The organism is Curtobacterium sp. NPDC090223 (genome assembly GCF_044746585.1).
Lineage (GTDB): Bacteria > Actinomycetota > Actinomycetes > Actinomycetales > Microbacteriaceae > Curtobacterium.
Genome location: NZ_JBIVCN010000007.1, coordinates 68,383 through 94,003 on the forward strand (window position 1 = coordinate 68,383; position 25,621 = coordinate 94,003).

Genomic DNA, 25,621 nt, shown 5'->3' on the forward strand with positions numbered 1-25,621 from the left:
CGGGTCGTACGACGCTCAGCGCCCGAGCAGCCGCCGGACCCCGTCCGTCACCACGCGCCGCGTCAGCTCGCCGTCCCGCCGCGCCTTCGCGCGCAGCGCCGCCCCCTCCCAGAGGTCGACGAGCTGCGCCCCGACGAGCGACGCGTCGAGCCCGGCCGACACGTCGCCCTGCTCCTGGGCGACCCGGATGGCCGCAGCCAGGCGGTCGACCCACTCGTCGAACACGCCGTCCACGTGGGCCGCGACGTCGGGCTCGTCCGTCGCGGTGTCGATCGCCAGGTTCCCGAGCAGACACCCGTACCGGAACTCGATCCCCGCCAACCGGTCGAGCATCGCGTCGAAGTACGCGGTGATCCGGTCGACCGCCCGCGGCAGGGACTCGTCGTCGAGCACCGCGGTGGGCGATGCGGCGGCGAAGCGGTCGGCGACCTCCATCGCCAGGTCGGCCTTGGACCGGAAGTGGTTGTAGAACGAGCCCTTCGGCGCACCAGCGGCTCCGGTGATCGCGGCGACGCCGGTGCCGGCGTACCCGTGCTGGTGGAACTCGACGAGGGCGGCGTCGACGATCGCGTCGCGGAGACTGGCTCGGGGCATGGGACGATCTTCGCACCATCCGGAATAAGACGACCGGTCATATTGCTCGATCTCCCAGCGGCACCGATCGGCGCCCCGACGGAAGGAACCCCCATGACGGAACTCAGCGGACAGATCGTCCTCGTCACCGGCGCGAACGGCGGACTCGGTACCGAGTTCGTCCGCCAGGCCATCGAGCGCGGCGCGACGAAGGTGTACGCCGCCGCACGGCGCCCCCGCGACTGGGACGACACCCGCATCGTCCCCCTGGTGCTCGACGTGAGCGACGAGGCATCGGTGTCCGCCGCCGCCGCGACCGCGTCGGACGTCACCGTGGTCGTCAACAACGCCGGCCTGCTCCGCACCGGCGGCCTGGTCGACGGTCCGCTCGAGGACATCCGCACCCAGGTCGAGACGAACCTGATCGGTCCGCTCCTGGTCACCCGCGCCTTCGCGCCGGCACTCCGCGCGGCGCACGGCACGGTCGTGAACGTCGCCTCGGTCCTCAGCTGGCTGGGCGGCAGCGGCGCGTACGGCGTCTCGAAGGCCGGACTCTGGTCGGCGACCGACTCGACCCGCCTCGAGCTCGCGGGCGACGGCGTCCAGGTCGTCGGCGCCTACCTCGGGTACACCGACACCCCGATGACCGACGGCGTCGACGCCCCGAAGAACACCCCGGAGGACGTCGTCACCGCCGTCTACGACGGCGTCGAGCAGGGCGAGCACGAGGTGCTCGCCGACGAGCTGACGCGCAGCGTCCGCGCATCCCTCGGGGCGCCGGTCAGCGAGCGGTACGCCGCGCTGGCCGGCTGACGTCGCGGACGCACCACGTGACGGACGGGAGGCCCGGTGCCAGATCGCACCGGGCCTCCCGTCCGTCGTGTGGGGACGTCCGGTGTCTCAGGAACGCCACCAGGCGTCGAACGGGGTCGCCGGGACCTGGCGCTTGTGCTCGGTCGCGCGGTAGCGCGTCTCGATGGCCTCGGCGACCTCGATCGGGACGTCGTGGCCCTGCAGGTACGCGTCGATCTCGGCGTAGCTCAGGCCGAGGTTCGCCTCGTCCGTCTGGCCGGGGGTCTCGTCGAGCAGGTCGGCGGTCGGGGCCTTCTCGTAGAGGCGAGCCGGTGCGCCGAGGTGCTCCAGGAGCTGGCGTCCCTGGCTCTTGGTCAGGCCGGTCAGCGGGGTGATGTCGACGCCGCCGTCGCCGTACTTCGTGAAGAAGCCGGTCACCGCCTCGGCCGCGTGGTCCGTGCCGACGACGAGGAGCCCCTGCTGCCCGGCCACCGCGTACTGGGCGACCATGCGCATCCGGGCCTTGACGTTGCCCTTGACGAAGTCGCTGAGCGGGACGCCGGCACCCGTGGTGTCCTGCACGACGCCGTCGACACCGTGCTCGATGTTCACGGTGAGTCCGGGTGCCGCGGCGATGAACCGCAGCGCGAGCTGTGCGTCGTCCTCGTCGGCCTGCACCCGGTAGGGCATCCGGACCGTCGTGAACGTGACGTCGTGCCCCTCGGCGCGGAGCGACTCGACGGCGAGCTGCGAGAGCCGCCCGGCGAGCGAGGAGTCCTGGCCGCCGCTGATCGCGAGGAGCAGCCCCTTCGCGCCGGTGGTCAGCAGGTAGTCACGGAGGAACCCGACGCGCCGGTCCACCTCGGTGGCCGGGTCGATGACGGGCTGGACGTTGAGGTCCGCGGCGATCGCGGCTTGGAGTTCACGCACCCGCCCAGTATCCACCGCGGACCCGTCAGCGCGCCTCGACGGACTCGGAGCGCTTCTGCCGCCACATCGTCGCGGGCTGGTCCGGGCCGTCCCAGACCTGGACGGCGCCCCACGCCGCAGCGAGGAGCGGCACCGAGATGATCGCGCCGAAGATCCCGGCGAGCACGGTGCCGGCGGTCAGGCCGATCAGGATGACCAGGCCGTGCAGCCGCAGCGTCCGGCCCATCAGCACCGGCTGGAGCAGGTTGCCCTCGAGCTGGTTCACCAGGACCACGATGCCGACCACGACGAGCGCCTGCACCGGGCCGAGCGCGACCAGCGCCACGAGCGCGGCGAGGATGCCCGCGGCGGTGGCGCCGACGATCGGGATGAACGCCGTGATGAACACGACGACGGCGAGCGGCAGCGCCAGCGGGACCCCGACGATCGCGATGCCGACACCGATGCCGATCGCGTCGACCGCGGCGACCGTCGCCGTGCCGCGGACGTACCCGCCCAGGGTGGCGACGACGCGGTCGCCGACCCGGCGGGCGCGTGCGTACCGGCTGCCGGTGAAGGGACGGAGGAGGAACTCCCAGATCTTCGGGCCGTCCTTGAGGAAGAAGAACAGCACGACCACCATCAGCACCAGCCCGGTGAGGAAGTTCGCGGTCGCGGACGCCCCGGCGAGCGCACCGGAACCGAACTGCGCGCTCGTGATGAAGTCGGTGACGGTCTTGGTCGCGTCGTCGATCTGCGAGTCCGAGATCGAGAACGGCAACGAGGTCACCCAGCCCTGCAGCTGCTGGAACCCGTCGACCGCGGAGTCCTGCAGGTCCGACCACTGGCTCTCGACCGCGACGACGATCAGCCACGCGACGAGGCCGAGCACCACGAGCACGCCGAGGAGCACCGCGAGCGTCGCGAGCACCGACGGCACGTGGTGCCGGCGCATCCAGGACACGACGGGGTGCATGGCCGAGGCGATGATGAGCGCGAGGAGCACCGGGATCGTGACGACGCTCAGGGTGGACGCAGCGTAGACGATGCCGATCACGATGACCAGCACGATGATGACCTGCAGGCACCGGGTGGCCAGGCCGCCGAACGAGTCCGACCAGGCCTTCCGGGCGCCGGACGGCGGGAGGTCGCGGGACGCGGACGGGGACGGGGAGAAGAACGGCATGCGGATCCTGTCGTGACGGTGGTGCGATCTGCTGTCGAGCGCTCCCCCGATGATGTCAGGCAACCGGTGACTACGCTCAGGCTCGTGACGACGACGTTCCCGCGCAGTACCCCGTCCGCCCTCGACATCGACGGTTCGGGGGTCGAGGCCCTGGTCCGCGCGCTGGAGTCGACACCCGACGTCGAGCCGCACAGCCTGGTGCTCCTGCGGCACGGGCAGGTCGCCGCCGAGGGGTGGTGGGCGCCGTACTCCGCGGACCGGCCGCACCTGCTCTACTCCCTGAGCAAGAGCGTCACCGCCGCCGCCGTCGGCATCGCGTCCCGCGAGGGCCTGGTCGACCTGGACAGCACGGTCCTCGGTCACTTCCCCGAGCTCGACGCCGAGGTCACCGACGACCGCAGCCGCCGGATGACGCTCCGGAACCTGCTGGCGATGGCGAGCGGCCACCGGGAGGAGACCCTCGACCGGGCGCGCCAGATCGACCCGACGAACATCGTGCGCGGGTTCCTGCTGCTCCCACCGGACGAGGAACCGGGCTCCGTCTTCGCGTACAACCAGCCGTGTACGTACACGCTCGCCGAGGTCGTGCGCCGGGCGAGCGGGACCTCGCTCGTCGAGTACCTGCGCCCGCGGCTGTTCGAGCCGCTCGGCATCGACCAGGTCTCCTGGAAGCGGGACGCCACCGGCGAGCTCGGCTTCAGCGGCTGCTTCGCCACCACCGACGCGATCGCGAAGCTCGGGCAGCTGTACCTGCAGCGCGGGGAGTGGGACGGGACCCGCATCCTCGACGAGGACTGGGTTGCCGACGCCACCCGGCTCCAGGTCGAGAACGAGGACCCCGAGCACCCGGACTGGGCGCAGGGCTACGGCTACCAGTTCTGGATGGCGCGGCACGGCTTCCGCGGCGACGGCGCCTACGGCCAGTTCTGCGTCGTGCTGCCCGAGCACGACGTCGTCCTCGCGATGACCGGCCAGAGCATCGAGATGCAGGCCGTCCTCGACGCGGTCTGGGAGCACCTGCTGCCGGCGATCGACCGGCCGGGTGCCGCGGGTCCGGTCGACCTGTCCGCGCTGGCGTTGCCGCCCGTCGCCGGCGCCGCGCTCGGTACGGTCGGTCTGGAGGCCGGGGTCGCCTTCACCCGCGGGTCCGGTCCCGGGGTGCCCCTGCTCGACACCGTGGAGCTCGAGCACGCCGGTGACGCCGGGTGGGCGGTCACCGTGACCCAGGACGGCTCCGCCGTGCGCGCCCCGCTCGGCGAGGACAGCTGGGCGGTGTCCGGGTCCACCGCGGCGAGCGCCGCCGTCGACGAGGACGGCCAGGTCGTCGTGGCGCTCCGCTTCGTCGACACCCCGCACCTGCTCCGGCTGCGACTCGACCCCGGCACGACCACCTTCGCGGCGTCGTGGGCGACCGAGCCGCTGCACGACCGGATCGGCACGCTGCACCGCCCGGCCGTCGGCTGATCGGTCAGCGCCGCCGCACAAGGGTCACCAGGGGACGACACCCGCGTCGTCGAAGAACCCGCCGCGGGGACCGTCGTCCGGCAGCGTCGCGAGCCGGACCGCCGTCGCTGCGCCCTGCTCGGGCGTGCGGTCGCCGGCGAACCCGTTGAAGTCGGTCGCGACGAGCCCCGGGCACGCCGCGTTCACGATCACCGGGGTGTCCGCGAACGCCCGCGCGTACTGCACGGTGATGCCGTTGAGGAACGTCTTCGAGGACGAGTAGACGGCCATCACCGGCCCCGGCTGCCGCTCGAGCGAGCCCATGCTGCTCGACGTGTTCACGATCCGCGGAGCACCCGAGCGCCGGAGCAGCGGCAGCATCGCGTTCGTCACCCGGATCACGCCGTACACGTTCGTGTCCACGACCGTGCGCAGCTCGTCGAGGTCGATCGTCGTGGGGTCCTGGCCCCACGTCACCGGGTCGAACGACCCGGAGATGCCGGCGTTGTTGACGAGGACGTCGAGCGTGCCGAACCGGTCGTCGAGCTCCCGCGCCGCAGCGGCGACGCTCGCGTCGTCGCTGACGTCGAGCCGCACGGCCGACGCGTCGATCCCGTCCGCTGCCAGCCGGGCCACGGCGTCGGACCCGGCCGTCTCGTCACGTGCGCCGACGACGACACGCATGCCGAGCCTCCCGAGCGATCCCGCGATCGCGAAGCCGATGCCCTTGTTCGCCCCGGTCACCAGGGCGGTCGTTGCTGTTGTCATGTCCCGATCCTCGGTCCGGTCCGCTGGCCGCGTCCAAGACCCGTTCGGTGTTCGTCGATACCCGGCGGGTATCGACGCCGTAGGCTCCGCGGTGTGGACGATCTCGAGACGCGCGAACTCCGGTACTTCGTGACCGTGGCCGAGGAACTGCACTTCGGCCGGGCGGCCAGGCGTCTCGGCATGTCGCAGCCGCCGCTGTCCCGCGCGATCCGCCAGCTCGAGCAGCGGATCGGCACGGCGCTGTTCGTCCGGGGGCCGCGCGGGGTCGCCCTGACCGCGGCCGGGACGGTGCTGCTCGCCGACGCCCGCCCCGCGCTCGCCGCCGTGGCCGCGGCCGGCCGTCGGGCGCAGCGTGCCGGACGACCGACGCGTCGGCTCGTGCTCGCCGTGAAGGCGGGCGCCGACCACGAGCTCCTGCAGGCGTTCCTCGACGTGCAGGACGCGGACCCCGACGCGCTGCCGGTCGAGGTGGTGTTCGGCGAGGTCCACGAGCAGGCGGCGTTCCTGCGCGACGGGACCGCGGACGTCGCGCTCATGCACCGCACGTACGACGACCTCACCGGGTTCGACGCCGAGGACCTCCGCACCGAGCAGCAGGTCGCGATCCTGCCCCGGTCACACCCGCTCGCGTCACGACCGGCGCTCTCCACCGCCGACCTGCGCGACCTGCCCGACCTGCCGGCGGCCCGGTGGCCCCGGGTCGACGGCACCTACCCCGACGGGCCGGGGCCCGAGGTCCGCTCCCAGTCGCAGCTCGCCCAGCTCGTCGCGCTCGGGCGCACCGTGATCGTGATCCCGCGGTCGAGCCGCACCCTGCAGTGGCCGGAGCACGTCGCGGTCCCCGTGCTCGACGCTCCGCTCGCGACGACCGTGATCGCGTGGCCGGCCGCGTCGACGTCCCCGGACGTCGCCCGCGCGGTGCGGAACGCGGTCAGGGCAGCCGACGCGTTCGCGGCGTCCCGCTCGGCGTGACGCGGCGCCCGGGCGCGTGCCTGGTCAGATCTCGACGTCGCTGCCCATCGTGACCGTGCGCTGCGGCGGCAGGCCGAAGCGGGCTGCCGGGTCCGCGGCGTTGTGTGCCAGTGCCACGAAGAGCTTCTTCCGCCAGGCGACCATGCCGTGGCTCCCCCGCATCGGCCGGAGCGCGCCGCGTGAGATGAAGTACGACGCGTTGGCCATCTCCTCGGGGTCCAGGTCGAGCACCTCGGACAGGCACGCCGCGTGCAGGGCGTGTGGCAGGTCCTGGTCGTCGGAGAACCCGAACTTCACCGTGACGTGGTCGATGCCGTCGTCCGCGTAGCCGAGGTCGTCGCGCATGAACGCCTTCGCATGTGGCACGTGCGGGACGTTGGCCGTGATCACCGACACGATGATCACGCGGCGGTGCACCACGTGGTTGTGCTCGGTGTTCGCCCGGAGCGCCAGCGGCGTCGTCTCCTTGTTCGGGTGCGGGAACACCGCGACGCCCTCGACCCGGGGGATGTGCGCGGTGTTGACCCGCTCGATGAAGTCGTCGAGGGAGCCCTCCCGCTCCTTCCGTTCCTCCTGCACGAGCTGACGGCCGCGGCGCCACGTCGTCATCACCGTGATCACGGCCAGGGCGATGAGCAGCGGCACCCACCCGCCGTGGACCACCTTCGACAGGTTGCCGGCGAGGAACGTCAGCTCGAGGCCACCGAACACGACCGCGGCCACGACGAGCTTCCACGTGGCCCAGTGCCAGAGCGGCTTCACGACGAGCAGCAGCAGCAGCGTGTCCGTGACCAGAGCGCCCGTGACCGAGACCCCGTACGCCGTCGCCAGGCTCGCCGACGACCGGAACGCGAGCATGATCGCCATCACGCCGATGAACAGCAGCAGGTTCACGGCGGGCAGGTAGATCTGGCCGCCCTCCTCCTTGGAGGTCTGGCGGATCGTCAGCGGCGGCAGGAGGCCGAGCTGCACGGCCTGCCGGGTGAGCGAGAACGCGCCGGAGATGACGGCCTGGCTCGCGATCACCGTCGCCGCCGTGGCGAGGACCACGACCGGCAGCTGCGCCCAGTTCGGGAACAGCAGGAAGAACGGGTCCTTCGTGGCCTCCGGGTGCTCGAGGACGAGTGCGGCCTGGCCGAGGTAGTTCAGGACGAGCGCCGGGAACACCACGAAGAACCACGCCCGGCGGATCGGCACGCGCCCGAAGTGGCCCATGTCGGCGTACAGGGCCTCGGCACCGGTGATGACCAGCACCACCGCGCCCATCGCCACGAAGGAGATGTACGGGTGCGCGAACACGAAGACGATCGCCCACGTGGGCGAGAGCCCCTGCAGCACGTCGGGGTGCGCGACGATGAGCGGGATGCCGGCCACCGCGATGACCACGAACCAGAGCAGCATCACCGGGCCGAACAGGGTGCCGACCTTGCCGGTGCCGAACCGCTGCACGAAGAACAGGACCACGAGGATCACCGCGGCGATCGGCACGATCAGGTGCCCCACCGCCGGGGCCGCTGTCCCGAGGCCCTCCACCGCGGAGAGCACCGACACCGCCGGGGTGATCACCGAGTCGCCGTAGAACAGCGAGACGCCGACGATCCCGACGATGAGGAAGATCGTCGCGCCACCACGCCGCTTGGCGTACAGCCGCCGCGCGAGTGCGGCGAGCGCCATCACGCCGCCCTCGCCGTTGTTGTCGGCACGCATCAGCACGAGGACGTACTTGATCGACACGACGATCGTGATGCTCCAGAACATCAGCGAGATGACGCCGTAGACGTCCTCGGGGATCGGCTTCACGATGCCGTCGTCGATGGTGAACACGGTGCGCAGGGAGTACAGCGGGCTGGTGCCGATGTCCCCGAAGACGACGCCGAGCGCAGCGAGTGCGAGCGCGGTGGTGCCCTTGGGCCCGTCGTGCTCCGGGGTCGCGGTGTCCTCGCTGACGGGTGCCGCGGCGGAGGTTTCGGTCACGCTCGATCTCTCCAGATCTGACCGCCAGGGAAGCGGCCCGCGCTCATCCTGCCACCGTCAGCCCGTGCACCTCGCAGGGGCCGGTCACTCTTCGAGCTGCAGGGACTTCCCGCGCATCACCAGGAGCGGGTCCGGCGGCAACGCGACCTCCGGGTCCTTGCCCTCGTAGTCGAACTGGGAGAGGAAGTAGCGCATGGCGTTGACCCGCGCGCGCTTCTTGTCGTTCGACCGGACGATGGTCCACGGCGCGTACCGCTTGTCGGTCCGGCGGAACATCTCCTCCTTCGCCGCGGTGTAGTCGTCCCACACCCGCAGGGACGCCACGTCCATCGGTGAGAGCTTCCAGCGGCGCACCGGGTCGAGCTGGCGGATCGCGAACCGGGTCCGCTGCTCCTTCCTGGTCACCGAGAACCAGAACTTCGTCACGTGGATGCCGGCGTCCACGAGCATCCGCTCGAACGACGGCGCCTGGGTCATGAAGGTCTCGTACTGCTCGTCGGTGCAGAACCCCATCACCCGTTCGACGCCCGCCCGGTTGTACCAGGAGCGGTCGAACATCACGATCTCGCCCGCGCTCGGCAGGTGCTCGACGTACCGCTGGAAGTACCACTGCCCCTGCTCGCGGTCGCTCGGCTTCGACAGGGCGACGACGCGGGACGTCCGCGGGTTCAGGTGCTCGGTGAACCGCTTGATCGTGCCGCCCTTGCCCGCGGCGTCGCGGCCCTCGAACAGGATGATCGCCTTGCGCCCCTCGTCCTCGAGCCAGTACTGGAGCTTCAGCAGCTCGACCTGCAGCCGGTACTTCTCGAACTCGTACTCGTCGCGGTCCATCCGCTCGTCGTAGGGGTAGTCCTCGCGCCACGTGTGGATCGGGTTGCCCTGGGGGTCGATCAGCTCCGGGTCGGGGGTGTGCGCGCTGCTGACCGTGAACCCGCGTTGGCGGAGGTCCTCGATGTACTCGCGGAGGTCCCCGGTCGGTGTGGCGTCCAGCATCGCGCGTGCTCCCTGTCCGGCCGCGGGTCGTCCGTGCGGCGCTGCCCCGTGTCTACCGGGTCGTGGTGAACGGCAGCGGAACGTGGCGCGTCCCGCTAGTCCCGGTGCCGGTCGACACCGTTCCGGACCTCCGCCGACGCCCACCGCGGGTGCCGCGTGTACCCGGACAGGACGCGCTCGAACCGGTCCACGTCGACGACCTCCCACGTCGCCGCTTCGACGTCGGGTCGCGGGGCCGCTGCGCCGTGCCGCTGCGCCCACCGGGTCCGGAACTCCAGGAGCGCCGCGACCGCCGCCGGTCGGAGGGGGCGGATCGCGTCGGCGTCCCGGAGGTCGTCGAACACCCGTCGCACCCCGGGGCCCGGGTCGCCCCCGTGCCAGTCGTCCACGCAGGCGTAGCCGACGTCGAACTCCCGCACGAACGGCGGGAGGGCATCCGCGAGCCCGGGTTCGCGTTCCCGGTGGTGCCACTCCCCGACGGACGCGTTCACCGCGTCGACCACCTCGGCGGCGACCGTTGCGAGGATCGCATCGGACGGCGGGTCGTACGGCGTGGTGGACGTGGTGTTCATCGTGGTGCCCCTGGGGGGGAGCAAAACTTTACCCCCAACCGCACCAGGCTGACGGGGTTGGTGCTGCTGTCCGAAGTCGCCTGACACTATCTTCGCGTCACCGCACTCCCCCCCCCCCCACCCAGACTGAGTGCGTTGCCCCACTGTGGGTCGTGTACTGCACGAGGACCGCCTTGCTGGTGTGCGCGATGACGCGCCCCTCCACCTGGATGGCCGTCTCGGGATAGCGCACCCAAGCAGTGACGGGGACAGGTACGTCCTCCTCCACCACGGGGCGACCTTCAAGCTCCTGAGCGCTGAGGCTCACGGGGTGCGGCCTGGTGATGAAGTCGTTGATCGCAGCAGGTGAGGGCGGGCGCTTGCTACCCATGATGACCTCCTGCTTGCTTGGCGAAGGCCTCACTCTATGCGAACAAACTTTCGAACGACTGTCTCAGGTCGCCGATGCTGGCCGCACTACTCCTTCGCTGAACCACCACACGAGAGTTGAAGCAAGCAGCACTGCGGCCTGTGCCTGCTGCTCGGTCGCGTCCTTGTAGTCTTCGCGCCCATGGCGGCTCTCGTGGCCCTTCCAGAGCGTGCGGAGCATCTTCGCCAACGTCTCAGCCCCTGGTGCCTTGTGGTCGTCGCGGAACGCGAGGGTCCACTTGTCAGGCTGCGTCTCCAACTGGCCGATGACGTTCCCGAGGGTCGCGTCCTGCTTGTTGACCTTCACGACGGTGAGCGCAGCAATCTCTACGGCGACCACCGCGTTGGAGTACGCGTCCGAAGGTGATCGGTGGGTGCCGAATGCTTGCGTGAACGCCAGTTGCAGTTCCACTGCGGCAGGGCTGTCGCGGTTCAGTGTTTGCTCCACGCTGCGGAGTACGCCCGCCGAGACAGACTTGACCAGCGTGAACCTGTCCCCGACGCGGGCGGCAGTCCAATCGCTGTTGGCCTTCTTCAACACTTCGTTCAGCTCGTTGGCCTTCGGGTCAATGCCCCAACCCGCGGGCTGCGGAGTCCAGCTGAGGAGGAAGTCCATCAGGTTGATGTACGTCTCGTCCCCGACAGTTTCAAGGAACTCCATCATCTGGGAGCCGAAGGAGATGCTGGCGCTGGTGAAACCCCAGTCCGTGTGCGTCAGAAGCTGAAAATCAGTGAGAGCGTCAGATGGGAAGTAGTCGCTGTGCGGCGACAAGCGGCTGCGAAACCACGGCACGAGCGGCGTACGCAGCCATGCAGGGAAGCCCTCGGTGACGAGCTGTTCTCGTCCGTTCGGGAAGATGGGTTGCCAGGCTGCCGTCATGAGCGGAACTCTACTGAGCAGCACGCGACATCAGGCAGCAACAACAACCCCGCTACGGAACCACCAGACGAGGGTGGCTGAAAGGATCACGGCAGCCCGTGCCTGCTCAATGCTCACGTCCTCGTACTCCTTGGCACCGTGACGGGAGTCGTGGCCGCGCCAGAGCGTGCGGAGCATCGCGGCAAGACTCTTCGCCCCAGGAGCCTTCTCCGAGTCGCGGAGCGTCAGCTTCCACTTTGGATTTTCGGCTTCCAGCACCGAGAAGAGGTTCGCAAGGGTCGGCTCGGGCGTACCAACGGGGATGACGGCGAAGGCGGCGCTCTCTACCGCGACCACCGCGTTGTAGTAGGCGATGGACGCGCGCGGATTGGTACCGAATGCGTCCACCCAAGCTTCTTGCAACTTCTGCGCTGCGGTGTCCATTCCTGCGGCTGCCTGCTGGACCGCGTTCAGCACTCCTGCTGGGACACGTTCCACCATCCGCGACTCATCCCCCACTACGGCAACTGCCCACTTGCTACCGCCCTCGCTGAGGATGTGTTCCAGATAGCTGTTGTTCGGACCCTCGGGGCGGTCGTCCTCCCCGTACACCAGCAGGTAGTCCATGAAGTTGACGAACGTCGCGTCGTCGCAGCTGCGCAGGAACGGGCGCACGTCGTCATCAAAGTAGATCTCTTCGGGACTAAACCCGTAGTCCGCGCGCATCACAAGCTGGAAGCGGATCAGCGCGGCAGGGAAGAACTGGTCCTCGTACTTGGACAGAAGCTTCTCTCGGAACCAGATGATCGTCGGCTCTCGCAGCCATCGCGGGAACCCGTCAACGAGCGTCCCCTCCATCCCAGAGGGGACGGGAGGCTGCCAAGAGTCATCAGTCATGTCGGCAGGCTACACAGCGCGGCGGACACCCTGAGGTTGGTTCAGTTGTGGCACGCTCACACCATGGCCCCTCCGTACAAGTGGCAGCGCATGCTGAACGCTTCCAAGGACGAAGCGACGCTCGCGGTACGCCTCTACAACGACCCCAAGGAAGCTCGGTCCTTGGAGGGCTTCATTGTCCATATGCACATTGCGTGGCTGTACTTGTTCCAGGCAAAATGGATCAAAGAGGGCAAAGACTATCGCCGCCGCGAGAGCGATAAGCCTCTACGATATAAAAAGGTAGACGGCGAGTATGAGAACTTTCCGCTGGACATCTTTGTCAAGAGCGAGTACCCCGCGGACAGCAACCCTGTTCGCGCAAACCTCACATTCTTCATCAAGCTACGCAACAAGATTGAGCATCGGCACAGCGGTGCCGAAGAGATTCTGCAATCCGTTGTCAGCGGCGAGTGCCACTCGCTCCTACTGAACTACGAGGAAGCCCTCGTAGCACTCGCTGGCTCCGAGCAGTCCCTCGCGCACATCCTGAGGTTTCCCGTGTTCATTGGCGGGTTCACCGACAGGGGGAAAGCGGACTTGCTTCGGATGACGAAGAGCCTGCCATCAGACCTTCGCACGTTCCTGGCGGAGTACGACAGCAGCCTGGACGATGCGGTCACACGTGACCCAAAGTATTGCATGCGCTTGACCGTCTTGTTGGAGAAGGGCAACCGCAAGGGCGATATGCCGATTCAATTCTTCAACATGGACGACCTCACGGAAGAGGAGCGCGAAGCGGCCGAAAAGTTGGCCCAGCGCGGAATGGTCATCAAGCAGGCGAAAGAAGTGGCAGTCTCCAACGCTGGCAACAGTAAGCCGAAGCAGGTCATCGCGGAAGTCGCAGCGTCCATCCCATTTGTGTTCAACCAGCATCACTTCGTACTCGTCAACAAGAGACAGCACGTGCGGCCATACGGCAGCACGAAGTCGCCAGCGGAGACTCGCAAGGAATGGTGCATCTGGGACGCACCACACGGGGACTACACGTACACGCCCGCCTATACCGCATGGATCATCAAGCAGTGCAGCACACCCGAGGGCTTCAAGAAGACTGTTGGAACGGAGCCGAAGCTCCCTTCGGCCAAGGACTAAGGCTGAGAACGAGCCGCCAGCCCCTGAACAACGACACCCGTAGCGCACCCACAAGGTGCGGCGACAGCGACAGAAGACCCCGAGCAGGACGGTCGCTCGGGGTCTTCTGCGTCTCGGCTACTCGCTCTTCGGATGCTGTGGCTCCTCAACGAGGTCGTCATCATCAGTGAAATCCGTTACCTCCACAAGAGCTTCTTGCGTGCGGGTGTCCTTGCCCATGGTTACTCCAATTTTCTACTCGGGTGAGAACCGTGAACAGGTGCTTCACCTGCGCCAGCACCACTTCCGTAGGTAGCTGCTCCAAGCAGTGGACCGCGAGGAGGAAGAGCAGGCTGTTCACGTCTCTCTTCTCGCTATCTGCTGCATGCTGCCCACAGCAGTAGCTCAGCACCAGGAATCTCCGCTCCCTGCGAGCAAAGGATGTGATGCGCACCTGCTCGGGCAGGAGGCCGTAGTTGGTGAAGCTGCCGCGGAGGTGGAAGTTCCACTCCTCGGTGACTCGTGCGAGGAACTCATCCTCTTCCTCTTCCGTGAGTGGAACGGCGCGTTCAACGGTGATAGGTGCGACAGGTGCTGCGGTGATGATGCTCATGATGATGCCTTTCGGTTGATTACAACCCTTATCGGTTATTTGTCCCGAAAACGGTCGGATACGAGTCTTCTGCTCCGAGAAGAAGATGGAAGCAGATGTAATCGTGAAGAGCGGGAACGTACGCTTCCGCCTCCGAGGTGATCGGACGGCTGGCTCCCAAACCATCACGATCAGCGAAGCGAAGTTGGAAGCCACTGTTGCCCAGTGGTTCGGCATGACGTTCAGCCGCAAGAATCTTCCGAAGATCAGGAAGAAGTTGCAGGAGAGTGGCCCGCTCGTACAGAGAGAGGTTGAGCGGCTGCAAAATCAGGAACGCGAGTTGAACACCCTTATTCGCAACCTGCTGACCGCACTGGAACGTCAGGGGTCGGCGCGCATCCAGGACCAGCTCTCTCAGCGAGAGCAGGAACTGTCGGAGATTCAGGCGCGGATTGAGTCCCTGCGCATGAACGACAGCAACGCTACGGACGCTCTGCGCCTGTTTGAGCTGGTAGGGCGAGAGATGGGCGGTCTGGTAGGACTCGCTTCCCGTCAGCAGCGGAGCAAGCTCTACGACCGCCTGGGACTGCGGCTGGACTACTTCCCTGCTGACCAGGCTATTCGGGTGACCGTTACCCCCAACCAGGCTGCTACACCTGGTTGGGGGGAAAGTCAGTGCCCCTGGAGGGACTCGAACCCCCAACCCTTTCCTTAGGACGGAACTGCTCTTCCATTGAGCTACAGAGGCCGGCCCGACCACTCTAGCGGGGCCCGGCCGAGGGCCCGCCCGCCGGGTGTGCTCCGTCAGCCCCGGTAGGGCTCGAGGAAGGCGGTCAGCTCCGCCGCGTACGACTCCGGCTGCTCGAACGGCGCGAAGTGCCCGCCGCGCGGCGGTTCCGCGAAGTACACCAGGTTCGTCGTCCGCTCCAGCCACTCCCGCGGCGCCGTGACGAGGTCCCCCGGGTACAGCGAGAACCCCGACGGGGCCTGTACCCGACGGGCGGACTGCTCCGGCGGGATCGCCGCGTTGGCGTGGTACATCCGCATCGCCGAGCCGATCGTGCGCGTCGCCCAGTACTCGGTGACGAGCGCCAGGACCTCGTCGCGTGTGTAGACCGACCAGAGGCCCCCGTCGCAGTCGCTCCACGAGCGGAGCTTCTCGACGATCCAGGCCGCCAGGCCGGAGGGCGAGTCGGTGAGTCCGACCGCCGCCGTCTGCGGCTTGGTGCGGTGCATCATCGCGTACGCCCCCTCGGCGTCCCGCCACGCGGTCGTCGCGGCGACGAACGCCTGCTCGGCGGTCGACAGCGCGGACACGTCGATCCCCGGCCAGGGCAGCCCGCCGTCGATGCGGTGCACGGCCACCACCCGGTCGGGGTGGTCGAGCGCCAGGTAGCGGGCGACGTGCGTGCCGATGTCCCCACCCGCGACGGCGAACCGCTCGTACCCGAGCCCGGTCATGAGCGGCGCCCAGAGTCCGGCGACCTGGCGGGCGTCCAGGGGCGAGGGCGGCGCGTCGGAGAACCCGTACCCGGGCATGTCCGGGACGACGACGTCGAACCCGGCCGCGGTCAGGAGCGGCAGCACCTTCCGGTACCGCCAGGTGGAGTCCGGCCAGCCGTGCGCGAGCAGCAGCGGGAACCCGGCACCGTCGTCGGCCGCCGCGACGAGGACGTTGATCCCGAGCCCGTCGACCTCGACGGTGCTGCTCGGCAGCGCGGCCAGGGCGTTCCGGTGGGCGTCGAAGTCGAACCCGTCCGCCCAGTACGCCACGAGGTCGCGGAGCTCGTCCACGTCGACGCCGAGCGACCACCCGGTCCCCGCCGGCGCGTCCGGCCAGCGGGTCGCACGCAGCCGTGCACGGAGGTCCTCGATGGTGTCGTCGTCGATCCACATCCCGGTCATGCGCCCGACGCTACGCATCCCCACCGACACGCGATGATGGACGTCGTGACCGACCCGAAGCCCGCCGTCCTGTTCGTCTGCGTCCACAACGCCGGTCGATCCCAGATGGCCGCCGGCTACCTGCGACACCTCGCGGGCGACCGCGTCGACGTGTTCTCCGCCGGCTCCGAACCGGCGGACCGGGTCAACGCCGTGGCGGTCGCCGTGATGGCGGAGGACGGCGTCGACATCGTCGGTGCGCAGCCGGCGATCCTCACCACCGACGCCGTCCGTCAGGCCGACGTGGTGATCACGATGGGCTGTGGCGACGCGTGCCCGGTCTTCCCCGGGAAGCGGTACGAGGACTGGGAACTCGCCGACCCCGCCGGTCTCGGTCCCGACGCGGTCCGCCCGATCCGCGACGACATCCGTCGCCGGGTCGAGGAGCTCGTCGCCGAGCTCAGGGCGTAGCGGGCGGCTCGACCGGCGCAGCCGGCACACCGCCGTCACCAGCCCGGCCCGACACGCGCTCCGGTCGCGACCACGGCCGGACGGGAGGCCCGGGTCGGCCTGGCACCGAGCCTCCTGTCCGTGGTCGTGGTGACGCCGCTACGCGGCGACCAGGAACTCGTCCCAGTCCGGTTCCGTCCGCTCCATCCCGCGCACCACCCAGCTCGACCCGTGCGGTGCCTTCGGGCGGAACCGGAGGTTCCAGCCCATCTCCCGCGGGGTGCGGTCGCCCTTGGTGTTGTTGCACGCGAGGCAGCACGCGACGAGGTTCTCCCACGAGTCCTCGCCCCCGCGCGACTTCGGCTGGACGTGGTCGATCGTCGTGGCGTGCCGGTCGCAGTACGCGCACCGGTTGGCGTCCCGGCGGAGGACCCCGCGTCGGGACACCGGCACGAGCCTGGAGTGCGGGATGCGCACGTACCTGGTGAGGATGATGACGGACGGACGGTCGAAGCTCGACGTGGACCCGGTGACCGGGTGTTCGACGTCGGCGGCGACGATGGCGGCCTTCTGGTTCATGACCAGCACGAGGGCCCGACGGAACGAGATGACCGCGAGGGGCTCGTAACCGGCGTTGAGGACGAGAGTGCGCATGGGTTCCCTTCCGACGAGCCTGGACGGCTTCCAGGCGGTGCGGGGCACCGGACCGGACGACGACGAACGAGTGACCGCGAACCGGTCCCGGAACGAAGAAGAGCACCACCCCTGGGGGCAGTGCTCTCCGTCACGCTGGGGCGTGCAGGTGCACGCAGGTCGTGGTCGACCATATGTCGACGTGCGCGCGCCGACCCATGGTGCGGGTCGTGCGTGACGATGACATGGGGTCTCCTGTTCGGGCCGTGTCGGGCCGATGCGCTCAGGCTAAACCAGAAACCGGCCCAGCACGAGGTGTGCTGGGCCGGTTCTCGGAGTGTTCAGGTGCCGGTCGGACGTCAGCCCATCCGGACGATGTGGTAGTCGCTCGTCCAGATCGGGCGGATCGACACGGAACCGCCGGGCTTCGGGGCGTCCATGATCATGCCGTTGCCCATGTAGAAGCCGTCGTGCGCCTCGTTGTTGAAGATCACGACGTCGCCGGGCTGCGCCTCGGACTCGGGGATCGTGGTGCCGGCCTGGTCCTGCAGCGGCACCGAGTGCGCGAGGTTGATGCCGTACTGCGCGTAGACGAACATCACGTAGCCCGAGCAGTCGAAGCCGGCCGGGGTGGCGCCGCCGAAGACGTACGGGGTGCCGATGTACTGCTTCGCGGTGGCGACCACGGCGGGCAACGAGAACGGCGTGCCGGGCGCGACCGTCGTCGCGGTGCTGGCGGTGGTCGACGTCGTGGCGGACGAGGACGCGAGGTAGTCGGTGGCCGTCGGGCCGGAGTACGACGCGTACTGCTTGGCCGTCGCGGCGCGGGCTGCCTGGACCTCGGCGGCGTGCTTCTCGGACGCGAGCGTCGCGGTGGACGTCGCGGAGTAGCCGTCGCGGCTGGTGTCGGCGAGGGCGGCAGCGTCGGAGACGGACAGCTGCTGGCTCTGGGTCGTGCGGATCGCCTGCTGCGCGGTCGCGGTGTCGGAGGCACCCGTCGACTGCGTGCTCGCGAAGGCCGCGGGGACGGCCATGGTGCCGAACATGCCAGCGGCCACCGTCAGGACGATCGGGGCCATGAACTTGCGCTTGCGCGAGCTGGCGGTGGGCTTGTCCGACGGGGTGCGGGTGGCGACGACGGGACGAGCGGCGTGGGTGCCGGTCGCACGCATCGCGCCGGCGACGGTGGGACGGCGGGGCGACTCCGCGCGGGCGGGGGTGGCGCCGCGGCGGGTCGACTTCGTCTCGAGGTCGCGTGCTGCCCGCCGGGTGAGCGGGGCGTCGGTGTGGCCGGTGTTCGGAAGGCCTGAGTTCGTCGGGTTCGCGGGCGTCGTGTCCGCGGCGGAACCGGTCTGCGTCAAGGGTTGGGTCTCCGGCGTCTCGTCATCACCCGCCCGAGCGACCATCGCGTGCTGATCGCCGTGCGTGCGCAACCCCATCCGTTCGTCATCGTTTCCGATCGAGGCAGGAGACGGGTTCGAGACGTCCTGCCACGGGTTCCCGGGTCGTTGTCAGCCCGGGGACTCGTCGAGTGTACGGGCGCGTCGTTACCTTGTCGAGACGAAAACGCCGCTTTGTAACAGAACGGTAAAGAAGCCCTGGTCACAGCGGGAGTTCGATTTTGCGACAGCGGTCACGTCAAGCGGTGGACGTCGTCCCCCGGAGGTGTACCCCGTCGGCCCTCTTCTGGGGCTAGGCGGCGTCGATGTAGACGTGCTGGGCGACCTCGGTGGGGAGCTCGATCCCGGCGTCCTCACCGTCGACGCGCACGGCGACGTACGCGCCGGCACGCTGCACGCTGGCGAGGCGACCGGGCATCACGCCCGCCGACCGCAGCTGGTGCAGGAGCTCCGGCTCGAACTGGACGGGCTCGCCGAGACGGCGGATCACACCGGTCGCGACGGCGTCGGTGCCCTCGGTCGCGGCGACGATGTTGCGCACGCCGTCGAGGAAGCCACCGGCGTCCGGGCCACCGATCTCGGCGAGACCGGGGATCGGGTTGCCGTAGGGCGACTCGGTCGGGTTGCCGAGCATCTCGAGCAGGCGGACTTCCACCTGCTCGCTCATCACGTGCTCCCAGCGGCAGGCCTCGTCGTGGACGAACGCCCAGTCGAGACCGATGACGTCGGAGAGCAGGCGCTCGGCGAGGCGGTGCTTGCGCATGACGTGGGTCGCCCGGGAGCGGCCCTCGCCGGTGAGTTCGAGGTGACGGTCACCGGAGACGACGACGAGTCCGTCGCGTTCCATCCGCGCGATCGTCTGCGAGACGGTCGGACCCGAGTGCCCGAGGCGCTCGGAGATGCGCGCGCGCAGCGGCACGATCCCCTCTTCCTCGAGGTCGAGGATCGTCCGCAGGTACATCTCCGTGGTGTCGACGAGATCGGTCACGGTCCGCCTCTCCTGTCTGGGCCCAGCGCGACCCACCCTACTTGTTCGGGCCGACATGGAATGACCAACTCTTGCACGGCGCAAGGAATCGAGTGGGATACCAGCGCTCGGTAGGATCGATCCATGGCAGACATCGTCATCCCCGCCGAATTCCTCCCCACCGACGGACGCTTCGGCTGCGGCCCGTCCAAGATCCGTGGTGCACAGCTCGAGTCCCTGGTCACCCGTGGGGCGACGATCCTCGGGACCTCGCACCGCCAGAAGCCCGTCAAGGACCTGGTCGGCTCCGTGCGTTCCGGCCTGGCCGACCTGTTCCAGCTGCCGGACGGCTACGAGGTCGTCCTCGGCAACGGCGGGTCGACCGCGTTCTGGGACGCCGCCGCGTTCGGGCTCATCGAGCAGCGCGCCGAGAACCTCTCCTTCGGTGAGTTCGGGTCGAAGTTCGCGAAGGCCGCCGCCGCGCCGTGGCTCGACGCGCCGCACGTGGTGGAGGCACCGGGCGGCTCGCGCTCCGAGCTCGAGATCGTCGCGGGCGTCGACGTCTACGCCTACCCGCACAACGAGACCTCGACCGGTGTCATGGCGCCGGTCGTCCGCGCCGAGGGCGACCCGGGCGCGCTGACCGTCGTCGACGCCACGAGCGCCGCCGGTGGCGCCGCGTTCGACGTCAGCGCGACGGACGTCTACTACTTCGCGCCGCAGAAGAACTTCGCGTCGGACGGCGGGCTCTGGCTCGCGCTGTTCTCCCCCGCCGCGATCGAGCGCGTCGAGCGGATCGCCGCGTCCGGCCGGTACATCCCGGAGTTCCTCTCCCTGCAGAACGCCGTCGACAATTCGCGGCTGAACCAGACGCTGAACACCCCGGCGATCTCGACGCTGCTGCTCCTCGACGACCAGATCTCCTGGATCAACAACTCGGGCGGTCTGGCGTGGGCGGACACCCGCACGAAGACGTCCTCCTCGACGCTCTACGACTGGGCGGACTCGGTGGACTGGGCGACGCCGTTCGTGACGGACCCGGAGCACCGCTCGCAGGTCGTCGCGACGATCGACCTCGACGAGTCGATCGACGCGAAGGCCGTCGCCGCGACCCTCCGCGAGAACGGCATCGTCGACACGGAGCCGTACCGGAAGCTCGGGCGCAACCAGCTCCGCGTCGCGACCTTCACCGCGATCGACCCCGACGACGTGCAGAAGCTCGTCGGCGCGATCACCTACGTCGTGGGCGCGCTCAAGGGCTGACGCCAGAGCGCCGTCGGACGCCCGAGGCGCCCCCAGCTACGCGAAACGCCGCCGGATCCGGCGGCGTTTCGTCGTTCGTGCGGTGTCTCGGCAGGGCCGGGGCGTGTCAGCGCTGGTCGTCGAGCTCGTCGACGTCGACGCCGTCGATCTCGTCGTCGTCCGACTCGGGGAGGTCGTCCTCGTCCTCGTCGAAGTCGTCGTCGTCGTCCGACTCGTCGTCGTCTTCGTCGTCGTCTTCGTCGTCCGACTCGTCGTCGTCGTCCGACTCGTAGTCCTCGTCCGACTCGTCGTCGTCATCATCCGACTCGTCGTCCTCGTCCGACTCGTCGTCGTCCGAGTCGGCCCCGTCGCCGTGCTCCTCGCCCTCCTGCGCAGCGCGGTAGTCGGCGAGCCGCTCCGACCACGGCACCCAGTCCGGCGCCAGCAGCGACCCGTCGCCGGGCATCAGCTCGACCTCGAGCACGGTCGGCTCGTCGCCCTCGACCCGGGCGATGCTGACGGTCCAGCGCCACCCCGGGTACCCGGGCATCCGGTTCGCGAACAGGACCGAGACGACCCCGTCGCCCTCGTCCGTGGTGCCGACGGAGGACCCGACGGTCGACTCCGGGGTGACCTCGAGCAGCGCCGTGCGGGCGAGTTCGGTCAGGTCGGTGTTGTCGGTCGTCATGGTCATGCGTCCAATTGGTCTGCGACGTGCCGCAGGATCGCGGCGATGCGTGTGCCGTTCTTCGGGTAGCGACCGTGGCGGAGGTCCCCGCTGATCCGGTCGAGCTCCTTCACGAGGTCCTCGACGATGACGGCCATGTCGTCCGCCGAGCGGCGGGACATCTTCGACAGCGACGGCTTCGGGTCGAGCAGGTGCACGGACAGCGCCTGCGATCCCTTGTTGCCCTGCACCACGCCGTACTCGAGGCGTGCGCCGGCCTTCACGGTGGTCACGCCCTCGGGCAGCGAGGAGGCGTGCAGGAAGACCTGGTCGCCGTCGTCTCCGGTGATGAACCCGAAACCCTTCTGGTCGTCGTAGAACTTGACCTTGCCGGTGGGCATGCGTGGACTCCTCGATAGGTGTGCGGCCGTGGTGCGGATATCCTGGGGCGATGGCCAAGCCGACCCGATCGACCGAGGACACGCGGAACTCCGCAGAACCCCCGGCGACGTTCAATCGTACCGAACGCACCCTCGCGTTCATGATCGGCGGCATCGTCCTCTTCACGATCCTCTGTTTCATCATCATGATCGTCGGTTGGCTCACCATCGGGAAGATCCCGGGCGACGGCATCTGGCCGATCGCGCTCGGCGTGATCTACGTCGGACCACCGATCGCGATCGTCCTGATGCTGGCGATGGTCGTCACGATCTCGATCCGCAAGGCACGCGCACACCGGAACGAGGCCCGCTGACGTCCGCTCCGGACGCATGCGGAGGACGATGACGACCACCGCCGACCTCGCCGCCCGGCTGCGGGCGATGCCGGACGACGACCTCGAACGGCTCATCATCGCGCGCGGACTCCCCGCCGCGGTGCTCGGTGAGACGGGCCCCCAGAGCATCACCGACTTCTTCGACCTCGCCGAGGCCTTCCGTGCCGACGCCGCCGTCGACGCCGCCATCGAGCGACTCCCCCGTCGCACCCTGCTGGCCCTCCGCGACGGTGCAGCGGGTGACGCACTCGCCCCCGCCGTCGCGCTCGGCCTGGCAGAGGCGGACGGCCAGGTCGACGACGCGGTCGCCCTGCGCGTGGCCGCCCACCCGGACCTCGCGGGTCTGACGGGAGGGCCGGCTGACGTCCGCCCCGCCGGCACCGACCCGGGATCGGGGACCTCCGATGCTGCGCGGGCGACGGGCGCTGAGCACGCGTTCGCGACGATGACGGTGCTGGCCGAACTCCTCCGCGCGGTGGACGACGGCGGCGTGCACGAGCTCGTCAAGGGCGGCATCGGTTCCCCGCTCGCCCGCGCCCTCGCCGAGCGGTCCGGCGCCGACCCCGAGGTGGTCCCAGGACGGCTCGACCTGCTCGAACGGATCCGCTTCACGATCACCGACGCGGGCGCCTGGGGGCTGACCGACGCCGGGCGCGCCTGGCTGACGACCGCGTGGCCCGAGCGGTGGACGACCCTCGTCGCGCGGTGGCACGACGAGCTCGACGACGCCGTCCGCGAGGTCCTCGACCTCGCCGGTGACGACTGGCGCGACCTGCCGGCCCTCGGCCGCTGGGCGTACCCCGCCGGCGCCCGGTGGCTCGACGCGACCCTGCTCGACGTCGGCGGTACGGCGAACGCGCTCGGCATCACCGTCGAGGGCATCGCGACCGAGACCGGCCGCGCGCTCCTCGGCGCCGACCGTGACACCGCCGAGCACGCCGCGACCGCCGACCTGCCGCACACCGTCGACGGCGTCTACCTGCAGCACGACCTCACCGTCATCGCCCCCGGACCGCTCGCGCCCGACGCCGACGCGGAGCTCCGGAGCGTCGCCGACCTCGAGGCACCGGGGCTCGCCGCCCGCTACCGCGTCTCCGAGGAGTCCCTGCGCCGGGCACTCCGGGCCGGCAGCACCCGCGACCAGGTGGTCGCCCTGTTCGAGCGGATCGGCCTGGCCGGCGTCCCACAACCCCTGGCCTACCTGGTCGACCAGGTCGCCGCGCGGGACGGCAGCATCGTGGTCGACCGCGCCGAGGACGGCCTCGGCTCGGTCGTCCGTGGCACCGCCGACCAGCTCGACCTGATCGGGGTGGACGCCGAGCTCCGCCAGCTGGCGTGGGAGCGCCCCGACCTGACGACCCTGGTGACCCGCTACCCACCGCACGTCGTCCACGCAGCGCTGGAGGACCAGCGCTACCCGGCCGTGCTGCAACCCGGCGCCCGCCCCGAGACGCACCACGGGCCTCCAGGCCGGCGACGTCTGCCGCAGCGCACCCCGGAAGCCGCCGCGCGGGCCGTCGTCGGACGGCTCAGGCTGACCACCGAACGCGGTGCTGCCGAGCCGGAGCAGGAGTGGCTCGGTCGCCAGATCGACCTGGCCGTGCGCGGTCGCACGCCGATCCGGGTGACCGTGCGGATGCCGGACGGCTCCGAACGGCCGTTCTCGATCGTGCCGACCTCGGTGGCCGCCGGACGCATCCGGGGCAAGGACACCGCGGCCGACGTCGAGCGCACGCTGCCCCTGTCGCTGGTCGTGTCCGTCGACAGCGAAGCCTGACCCAGGCGCCGACGGCTAGGCTGGAAGGCCATGAACGGACCGCTGATCGTCCAGAGCGACCGCACCGTGCTGCTCGAGGTGGCGCATCCCGACGCCGAGGACGCACGCCACGAGCTCGCCGTGTTCGCCGAACTCGAACGCGCGCCGGAACACGTGCACACCTACCGGGTCACCCGCCTCGGCCTGTGGAACGCGCGCGCCGCGGGCCACGACGCCGAGAGCATGATCGACACCCTCGAGCGCTTCGCGAAGTTCCCGGTCCCGCAGAGCGTCACGGTCGACATCCGCGACACCGTCGCCCGCTACGGCCGTCTCGTCATCCGTCGTGAGGACCCGGCCGACGCCCCGGTGATCGCGAACTCCCCGGCCGAGGAACTCGAGCGCCAGCCCACGCTGCTGCTCACCGCGACCGACCCGAGCGTGCTCGCCGAGGTCGTCCGGTCCAAGCGGATCAAGCCGCTCCTCGGGAACAAGCGCTCCGACACCGCGATCGAGCTCCAGCAGTGGGCGCGCGGGCAGGTCAAGCAGGAGCTCGTGAAGATCGGCTGGCCGGCCGAGGACCTCGCGGGGTACACGCCGGGGCAGCCGCACGCCATCGACCTCGACAACGCCGAGTGGGATCTTCGGCCGTACCAGCAGGACGCGGTGCAGAGCTTCTTCGCGCAGGGGTCCGGCGTCGTCGTGCTGCCCTGTGGCGCCGGCAAGACGCTCGTCGGTACCGGGGCGATGGCGACCGTCAAGGCGACGACGCTGATCCTGGTCACGAACACCGTCTCCGCCCGGCAGTGGCGGTCCGAACTGCTCCGCCGCACCTCGCTCACCGAGGACGAGATCGGCGAGTACTCCGGCAGCGTCAAGGAGATCCGTCCGGTCACGATCGCGACCTACCAGATCCTCACGGCCCGCCGGAAGGGCGAGTACACCCACCTGTCGCTCCTCGACGCCCTCGACTGGGGCCTCGTGGTCTACGACGAGGTGCACCTGCTGCCGGCGCCGGTCTTCAAGCTGACCGCCGACCTGCAGGCGCGACGACGCCTCGGCCTCACGGCGACCCTCGTGCGCGAGGACGGCCGGGAGGGCGACGTGTTCTCCCTCATCGGCCCGAAGCGGTACGACGCCCCGTGGAAGGAGATCGAGGCCCAGGGCTACATCTCCCCCGCGTCCTGCTTCGAGGTCCGCATCGACCTGCCGCACGAGGACCGCCTGGAGTACGCGGCGTCGAGCGACGACGAGCGCTACCGGCTGGCGGCGACGACCCCGGCGAAGACCCCGGTCGTCCGCGAGCTCATCGAGAAGCACCGCGGCGAGCAGATCCTGGTGATCGGGCAGTACATCGACCAGCTCGACGAGCTCTCCGACTCCCTCGGAGCGTCGAAGATCACCGGCGCCACTCCGATCGACGAGCGGGAGCGGCTGTACCAGGCGTTCCGCGACGGCGCGATCGACGTGCTCGTGGTGTCGAAGGTCGCGAACTTCTCGGTCGACCTGCCCGACGCCACCGTGGCGATCCAGGTGTCCGGGTCGTTCGGCTCCCGACAAGAGGAAGCCCAGCGCCTCGGCCGGCTGCTCCGTCCGAACAAGGACGGCCTGCCCGCGTCGTTCTACACGCTCGTCACGCGGGACACCGTCGACCAGGACTTCGCCCAGAACCGGCAGCGGTTCCTGGCCGAGCAGGGGTACTCGTACACCATCCTCGACGCCGATCAGGTCCAGGCCGCGGTGGGCTGACGCCCGTCACGCTCTCGCGTCGCTCCCAGGTGACACTTAGGGAACGG

The 25,621-nt window shown here is 69.5% G+C and carries 25 protein-coding genes and 1 tRNA gene; 9 read left to right on the forward strand and 17 right to left on the reverse strand.

Annotated elements, in window-relative coordinates; all coding sequences use genetic code 11:
- Positions 1-15: 15 nt before the first annotated feature.
- On the reverse strand, positions 16-594 hold the full coding sequence (locus tag ACIPJY_RS16835; RefSeq protein WP_400466857.1) for a TetR/AcrR family transcriptional regulator: 579 nt from the start codon (positions 592-594) through the stop codon (positions 16-18).
- A 93-nt stretch (positions 595-687) separates the two neighbouring features.
- On the opposite strand from ACIPJY_RS16835, the gene ACIPJY_RS16840 reads away from it, so the two are divergent.
- Positions 688-1,386 carry an SDR family oxidoreductase gene (locus ACIPJY_RS16840; protein ID WP_400466854.1) on the forward strand — a complete coding sequence of 233 codons (699 nt, stop codon included), beginning with the start codon at positions 688-690 and terminating at the stop codon, positions 1,384-1,386.
- Positions 1,387-1,473: 87 nt separating this feature from the next.
- Here ACIPJY_RS16840 and nadE read toward each other — a convergent pair whose 3' ends face one another.
- Positions 1,474-2,295 carry an ammonia-dependent NAD(+) synthetase gene (nadE, locus tag ACIPJY_RS16845; protein ID WP_400466851.1) on the reverse strand — a complete coding sequence of 274 codons (822 nt, stop codon included), beginning with the start codon at positions 2,293-2,295 and terminating at the stop codon, positions 1,474-1,476.
- Between the two features lie 25 nt (positions 2,296-2,320).
- Positions 2,321-3,460 (reverse strand): AI-2E family transporter, encoded by a 1,140-nt coding sequence (locus ACIPJY_RS16850; protein WP_400466848.1) that lies wholly within the window; start codon positions 3,458-3,460, stop codon positions 2,321-2,323.
- An 84-nt stretch (positions 3,461-3,544) separates the two neighbouring features.
- On the opposite strand from ACIPJY_RS16850, the gene ACIPJY_RS16855 reads away from it, so the two are divergent.
- A complete protein-coding gene (locus ACIPJY_RS16855) occupies positions 3,545-4,924 on the forward strand; it encodes a serine hydrolase domain-containing protein (RefSeq protein ID WP_400466845.1) in 1,380 nt (459 codons plus the stop codon).
- A gap of 24 nt (positions 4,925-4,948) precedes the next feature.
- On the opposite strand, the gene ACIPJY_RS16860 is transcribed toward ACIPJY_RS16855, so the two are convergent.
- Positions 4,949-5,671 (reverse strand): SDR family oxidoreductase, encoded by a 723-nt coding sequence (locus tag ACIPJY_RS16860; RefSeq protein ID WP_400466843.1) that lies wholly within the window; start codon positions 5,669-5,671, stop codon positions 4,949-4,951.
- Positions 5,672-5,764: 93 nt separating this feature from the next.
- Here ACIPJY_RS16860 and ACIPJY_RS16865 point away from each other — a divergent pair, with 93 nt between their 5' ends.
- The gene (locus tag ACIPJY_RS16865) at positions 5,765-6,643 is read left to right on the forward strand and encodes a LysR family transcriptional regulator (protein ID WP_400466840.1); all 879 of its coding nucleotides are present in this window, start codon (positions 5,765-5,767) and stop codon (positions 6,641-6,643) included.
- 24 nt (positions 6,644-6,667) lie between these two features.
- On the opposite strand, the gene ACIPJY_RS16870 is transcribed toward ACIPJY_RS16865, so the two are convergent.
- The 5 genes from ACIPJY_RS16870 to ACIPJY_RS16890 all read right to left on the reverse strand — a co-directional run bounded on the left by ACIPJY_RS16870 (position 6,668) and on the right by ACIPJY_RS16890 (position 12,346).
- On the reverse strand, positions 6,668-8,617 hold the full coding sequence (locus tag ACIPJY_RS16870; protein WP_400466837.1) for a potassium transporter Kup: 1,950 nt from the start codon (positions 8,615-8,617) through the stop codon (positions 6,668-6,670).
- Positions 8,618-8,701: 84 nt separating this feature from the next.
- Positions 8,702-9,610, reverse strand: coding sequence for a polyphosphate kinase 2 (ppk2, locus tag ACIPJY_RS16875; protein ID WP_400466835.1), 909 nt, complete (start codon positions 9,608-9,610; stop codon positions 8,702-8,704).
- A 95-nt stretch (positions 9,611-9,705) separates the two neighbouring features.
- Positions 9,706-10,182 (reverse strand): hypothetical protein, encoded by a 477-nt coding sequence (locus tag ACIPJY_RS16880; RefSeq protein WP_400466832.1) that lies wholly within the window; start codon positions 10,180-10,182, stop codon positions 9,706-9,708.
- A gap of 433 nt (positions 10,183-10,615) precedes the next feature.
- The gene (locus tag ACIPJY_RS16885; RefSeq protein WP_400466829.1) at positions 10,616-11,470 is read right to left on the reverse strand and encodes a hypothetical protein; all 855 of its coding nucleotides are present in this window, start codon (positions 11,468-11,470) and stop codon (positions 10,616-10,618) included.
- A gap of 30 nt (positions 11,471-11,500) precedes the next feature.
- Positions 11,501-12,346 carry a hypothetical protein gene (locus tag ACIPJY_RS16890; protein WP_400466826.1) on the reverse strand — a complete coding sequence of 282 codons (846 nt, stop codon included), beginning with the start codon at positions 12,344-12,346 and terminating at the stop codon, positions 11,501-11,503.
- Positions 12,347-12,409: 63 nt separating this feature from the next.
- Here ACIPJY_RS16890 and ACIPJY_RS16895 point away from each other — a divergent pair, with 63 nt between their 5' ends.
- Entirely contained in the window at positions 12,410-13,480 is a 1,071-nt protein-coding gene (locus ACIPJY_RS16895) for a DUF3644 domain-containing protein (RefSeq protein ID WP_400466823.1), read from the forward strand.
- Positions 13,481-13,643: 163 nt separating this feature from the next.
- Here the strand turns inward: ACIPJY_RS16895 and ACIPJY_RS16900 are convergent, their stop codons facing one another.
- The 3 genes from ACIPJY_RS16900 to ACIPJY_RS16910 form a co-directional block, all read right to left on the reverse strand.
- Positions 13,644-14,072 (reverse strand): hypothetical protein, encoded by a 429-nt coding sequence (locus tag ACIPJY_RS16900; RefSeq protein WP_400466820.1) that lies wholly within the window; start codon positions 14,070-14,072, stop codon positions 13,644-13,646.
- A 655-nt stretch (positions 14,073-14,727) separates the two neighbouring features.
- Positions 14,728-14,799, reverse strand: a tRNA-Arg gene (locus ACIPJY_RS16905).
- A gap of 56 nt (positions 14,800-14,855) precedes the next feature.
- Positions 14,856-15,956, reverse strand: coding sequence for an epoxide hydrolase family protein (locus ACIPJY_RS16910; RefSeq protein ID WP_400466817.1), 1,101 nt, complete (start codon positions 15,954-15,956; stop codon positions 14,856-14,858).
- Positions 15,957-15,992: 36 nt separating this feature from the next.
- Here ACIPJY_RS16910 and ACIPJY_RS16915 point away from each other — a divergent pair, with 36 nt between their 5' ends.
- A complete protein-coding gene (locus tag ACIPJY_RS16915) occupies positions 15,993-16,406 on the forward strand; it encodes a heat-shock protein HtpX (protein ID WP_400467024.1) in 414 nt (137 codons plus the stop codon).
- A 138-nt stretch (positions 16,407-16,544) separates the two neighbouring features.
- Here ACIPJY_RS16915 and ACIPJY_RS16920 read toward each other — a convergent pair whose 3' ends face one another.
- From ACIPJY_RS16920 to ACIPJY_RS16930, 3 genes are all read right to left on the reverse strand, one after another.
- Complete coding sequence (locus tag ACIPJY_RS16920) at positions 16,545-17,039, reverse strand: HNH endonuclease (protein ID WP_400466814.1); 495 nt, start codon at positions 17,037-17,039, stop codon at positions 16,545-16,547.
- A 338-nt stretch (positions 17,040-17,377) separates the two neighbouring features.
- On the reverse strand, positions 17,378-18,379 hold the full coding sequence (locus ACIPJY_RS16925; RefSeq protein WP_400466811.1) for a C40 family peptidase: 1,002 nt from the start codon (positions 18,377-18,379) through the stop codon (positions 17,378-17,380).
- 331 nt (positions 18,380-18,710) lie between these two features.
- Positions 18,711-19,406 carry a metal-dependent transcriptional regulator gene (locus ACIPJY_RS16930; protein ID WP_400466808.1) on the reverse strand — a complete coding sequence of 232 codons (696 nt, stop codon included), beginning with the start codon at positions 19,404-19,406 and terminating at the stop codon, positions 18,711-18,713.
- 123 nt (positions 19,407-19,529) lie between these two features.
- Here ACIPJY_RS16930 and serC point away from each other — a divergent pair, with 123 nt between their 5' ends.
- A complete protein-coding gene (serC, locus tag ACIPJY_RS16935) occupies positions 19,530-20,648 on the forward strand; it encodes a phosphoserine transaminase (protein WP_400466805.1) in 1,119 nt (372 codons plus the stop codon).
- A gap of 106 nt (positions 20,649-20,754) precedes the next feature.
- On the opposite strand, the gene ACIPJY_RS16940 is transcribed toward serC, so the two are convergent.
- Positions 20,755-21,321, reverse strand: coding sequence for a DUF3027 domain-containing protein (locus ACIPJY_RS16940; protein WP_400466802.1), 567 nt, complete (start codon positions 21,319-21,321; stop codon positions 20,755-20,757).
- Positions 21,318-21,695: a cold-shock protein gene (locus ACIPJY_RS16945; protein ID WP_400466799.1), complete on the reverse strand. Its 378-nt coding sequence runs from the start codon at positions 21,693-21,695 to the stop codon at positions 21,318-21,320. The genes ACIPJY_RS16940 and ACIPJY_RS16945 overlap by 4 nt, the downstream gene beginning before the upstream one ends.
- A 50-nt stretch (positions 21,696-21,745) precedes the next feature.
- Between ACIPJY_RS16945 and ACIPJY_RS16950 the strand changes: the two genes are divergently transcribed.
- Genes ACIPJY_RS16950 through ACIPJY_RS16960 form a run of 3 tightly spaced genes read left to right on the forward strand, consistent with a single transcriptional unit; the run spans position 21,746 to position 25,574 of the window.
- Positions 21,746-22,048, forward strand: a complete 303-nt coding sequence (locus ACIPJY_RS16950) for a hypothetical protein (protein ID WP_400466796.1) — start codon at positions 21,746-21,748, stop codon at positions 22,046-22,048.
- Between the two features lie 28 nt (positions 22,049-22,076).
- Complete coding sequence (locus ACIPJY_RS16955) at positions 22,077-23,846, forward strand: helicase-associated domain-containing protein (RefSeq protein WP_400466793.1); 1,770 nt, start codon at positions 22,077-22,079, stop codon at positions 23,844-23,846.
- A gap of 30 nt (positions 23,847-23,876) precedes the next feature.
- On the forward strand, positions 23,877-25,574 hold the full coding sequence (locus tag ACIPJY_RS16960; protein ID WP_400466790.1) for a DNA repair helicase XPB: 1,698 nt from the start codon (positions 23,877-23,879) through the stop codon (positions 25,572-25,574).
- The last annotated feature ends 47 nt before the right edge of the window (positions 25,575-25,621 follow it).

Coding starts and splice junctions, on each gene's coding strand:
- ACIPJY_RS16890 (WP_400466826.1), bottom strand. CDS start 12,346: ATGACTGATGACTCTTGGCAGCCTCCCGTCCCCTCTGGGATGGAGGGG.
- ACIPJY_RS16850 (WP_400466848.1), bottom strand. CDS start 3,460: ATGCCGTTCTTCTCCCCGTCCCCGTCCGCGTCCCGCGACCTCCCGCCG.
- ACIPJY_RS16885 (WP_400466829.1), bottom strand. CDS start 11,470: ATGACGGCAGCCTGGCAACCCATCTTCCCGAACGGACGAGAACAGCTC.
- ACIPJY_RS16880 (WP_400466832.1), bottom strand. CDS start 10,182: ATGAACACCACGTCCACCACGCCGTACGACCCGCCGTCCGATGCGATC.
- ACIPJY_RS16950 (WP_400466796.1), top strand. CDS start 21,746: ATGGCCAAGCCGACCCGATCGACCGAGGACACGCGGAACTCCGCAGAA.
- ACIPJY_RS16960 (WP_400466790.1), top strand. CDS start 23,877: ATGAACGGACCGCTGATCGTCCAGAGCGACCGCACCGTGCTGCTCGAG.
- ACIPJY_RS16920 (WP_400466814.1), bottom strand. CDS start 17,039: ATGCGCACTCTCGTCCTCAACGCCGGTTACGAGCCCCTCGCGGTCATC.
- ACIPJY_RS16860 (WP_400466843.1), bottom strand. CDS start 5,671: ATGACAACAGCAACGACCGCCCTGGTGACCGGGGCGAACAAGGGCATC.
- ACIPJY_RS16955 (WP_400466793.1), top strand. CDS start 22,077: ATGACGACCACCGCCGACCTCGCCGCCCGGCTGCGGGCGATGCCGGAC.
- ACIPJY_RS16945 (WP_400466799.1), bottom strand. CDS start 21,695: ATGCCCACCGGCAAGGTCAAGTTCTACGACGACCAGAAGGGTTTCGGG.
- serC (WP_400466805.1), top strand. CDS start 19,530: ATGGCAGACATCGTCATCCCCGCCGAATTCCTCCCCACCGACGGACGC.
- ACIPJY_RS16835 (WP_400466857.1), bottom strand. CDS start 594: ATGCCCCGAGCCAGTCTCCGCGACGCGATCGTCGACGCCGCCCTCGTC.
- ACIPJY_RS16915 (WP_400467024.1), top strand. CDS start 15,993: ATGGACGTCGTGACCGACCCGAAGCCCGCCGTCCTGTTCGTCTGCGTC.
- ppk2 (WP_400466835.1), bottom strand. CDS start 9,610: ATGCTGGACGCCACACCGACCGGGGACCTCCGCGAGTACATCGAGGAC.
- ACIPJY_RS16910 (WP_400466817.1), bottom strand. CDS start 15,956: ATGACCGGGATGTGGATCGACGACGACACCATCGAGGACCTCCGTGCA.
- ACIPJY_RS16895 (WP_400466823.1), top strand. CDS start 12,410: ATGGCCCCTCCGTACAAGTGGCAGCGCATGCTGAACGCTTCCAAGGAC.
- ACIPJY_RS16940 (WP_400466802.1), bottom strand. CDS start 21,321: ATGACCATGACGACCGACAACACCGACCTGACCGAACTCGCCCGCACG.
- ACIPJY_RS16900 (WP_400466820.1), bottom strand. CDS start 14,072: ATGAGCATCATCACCGCAGCACCTGTCGCACCTATCACCGTTGAACGC.
- ACIPJY_RS16840 (WP_400466854.1), top strand. CDS start 688: ATGACGGAACTCAGCGGACAGATCGTCCTCGTCACCGGCGCGAACGGC.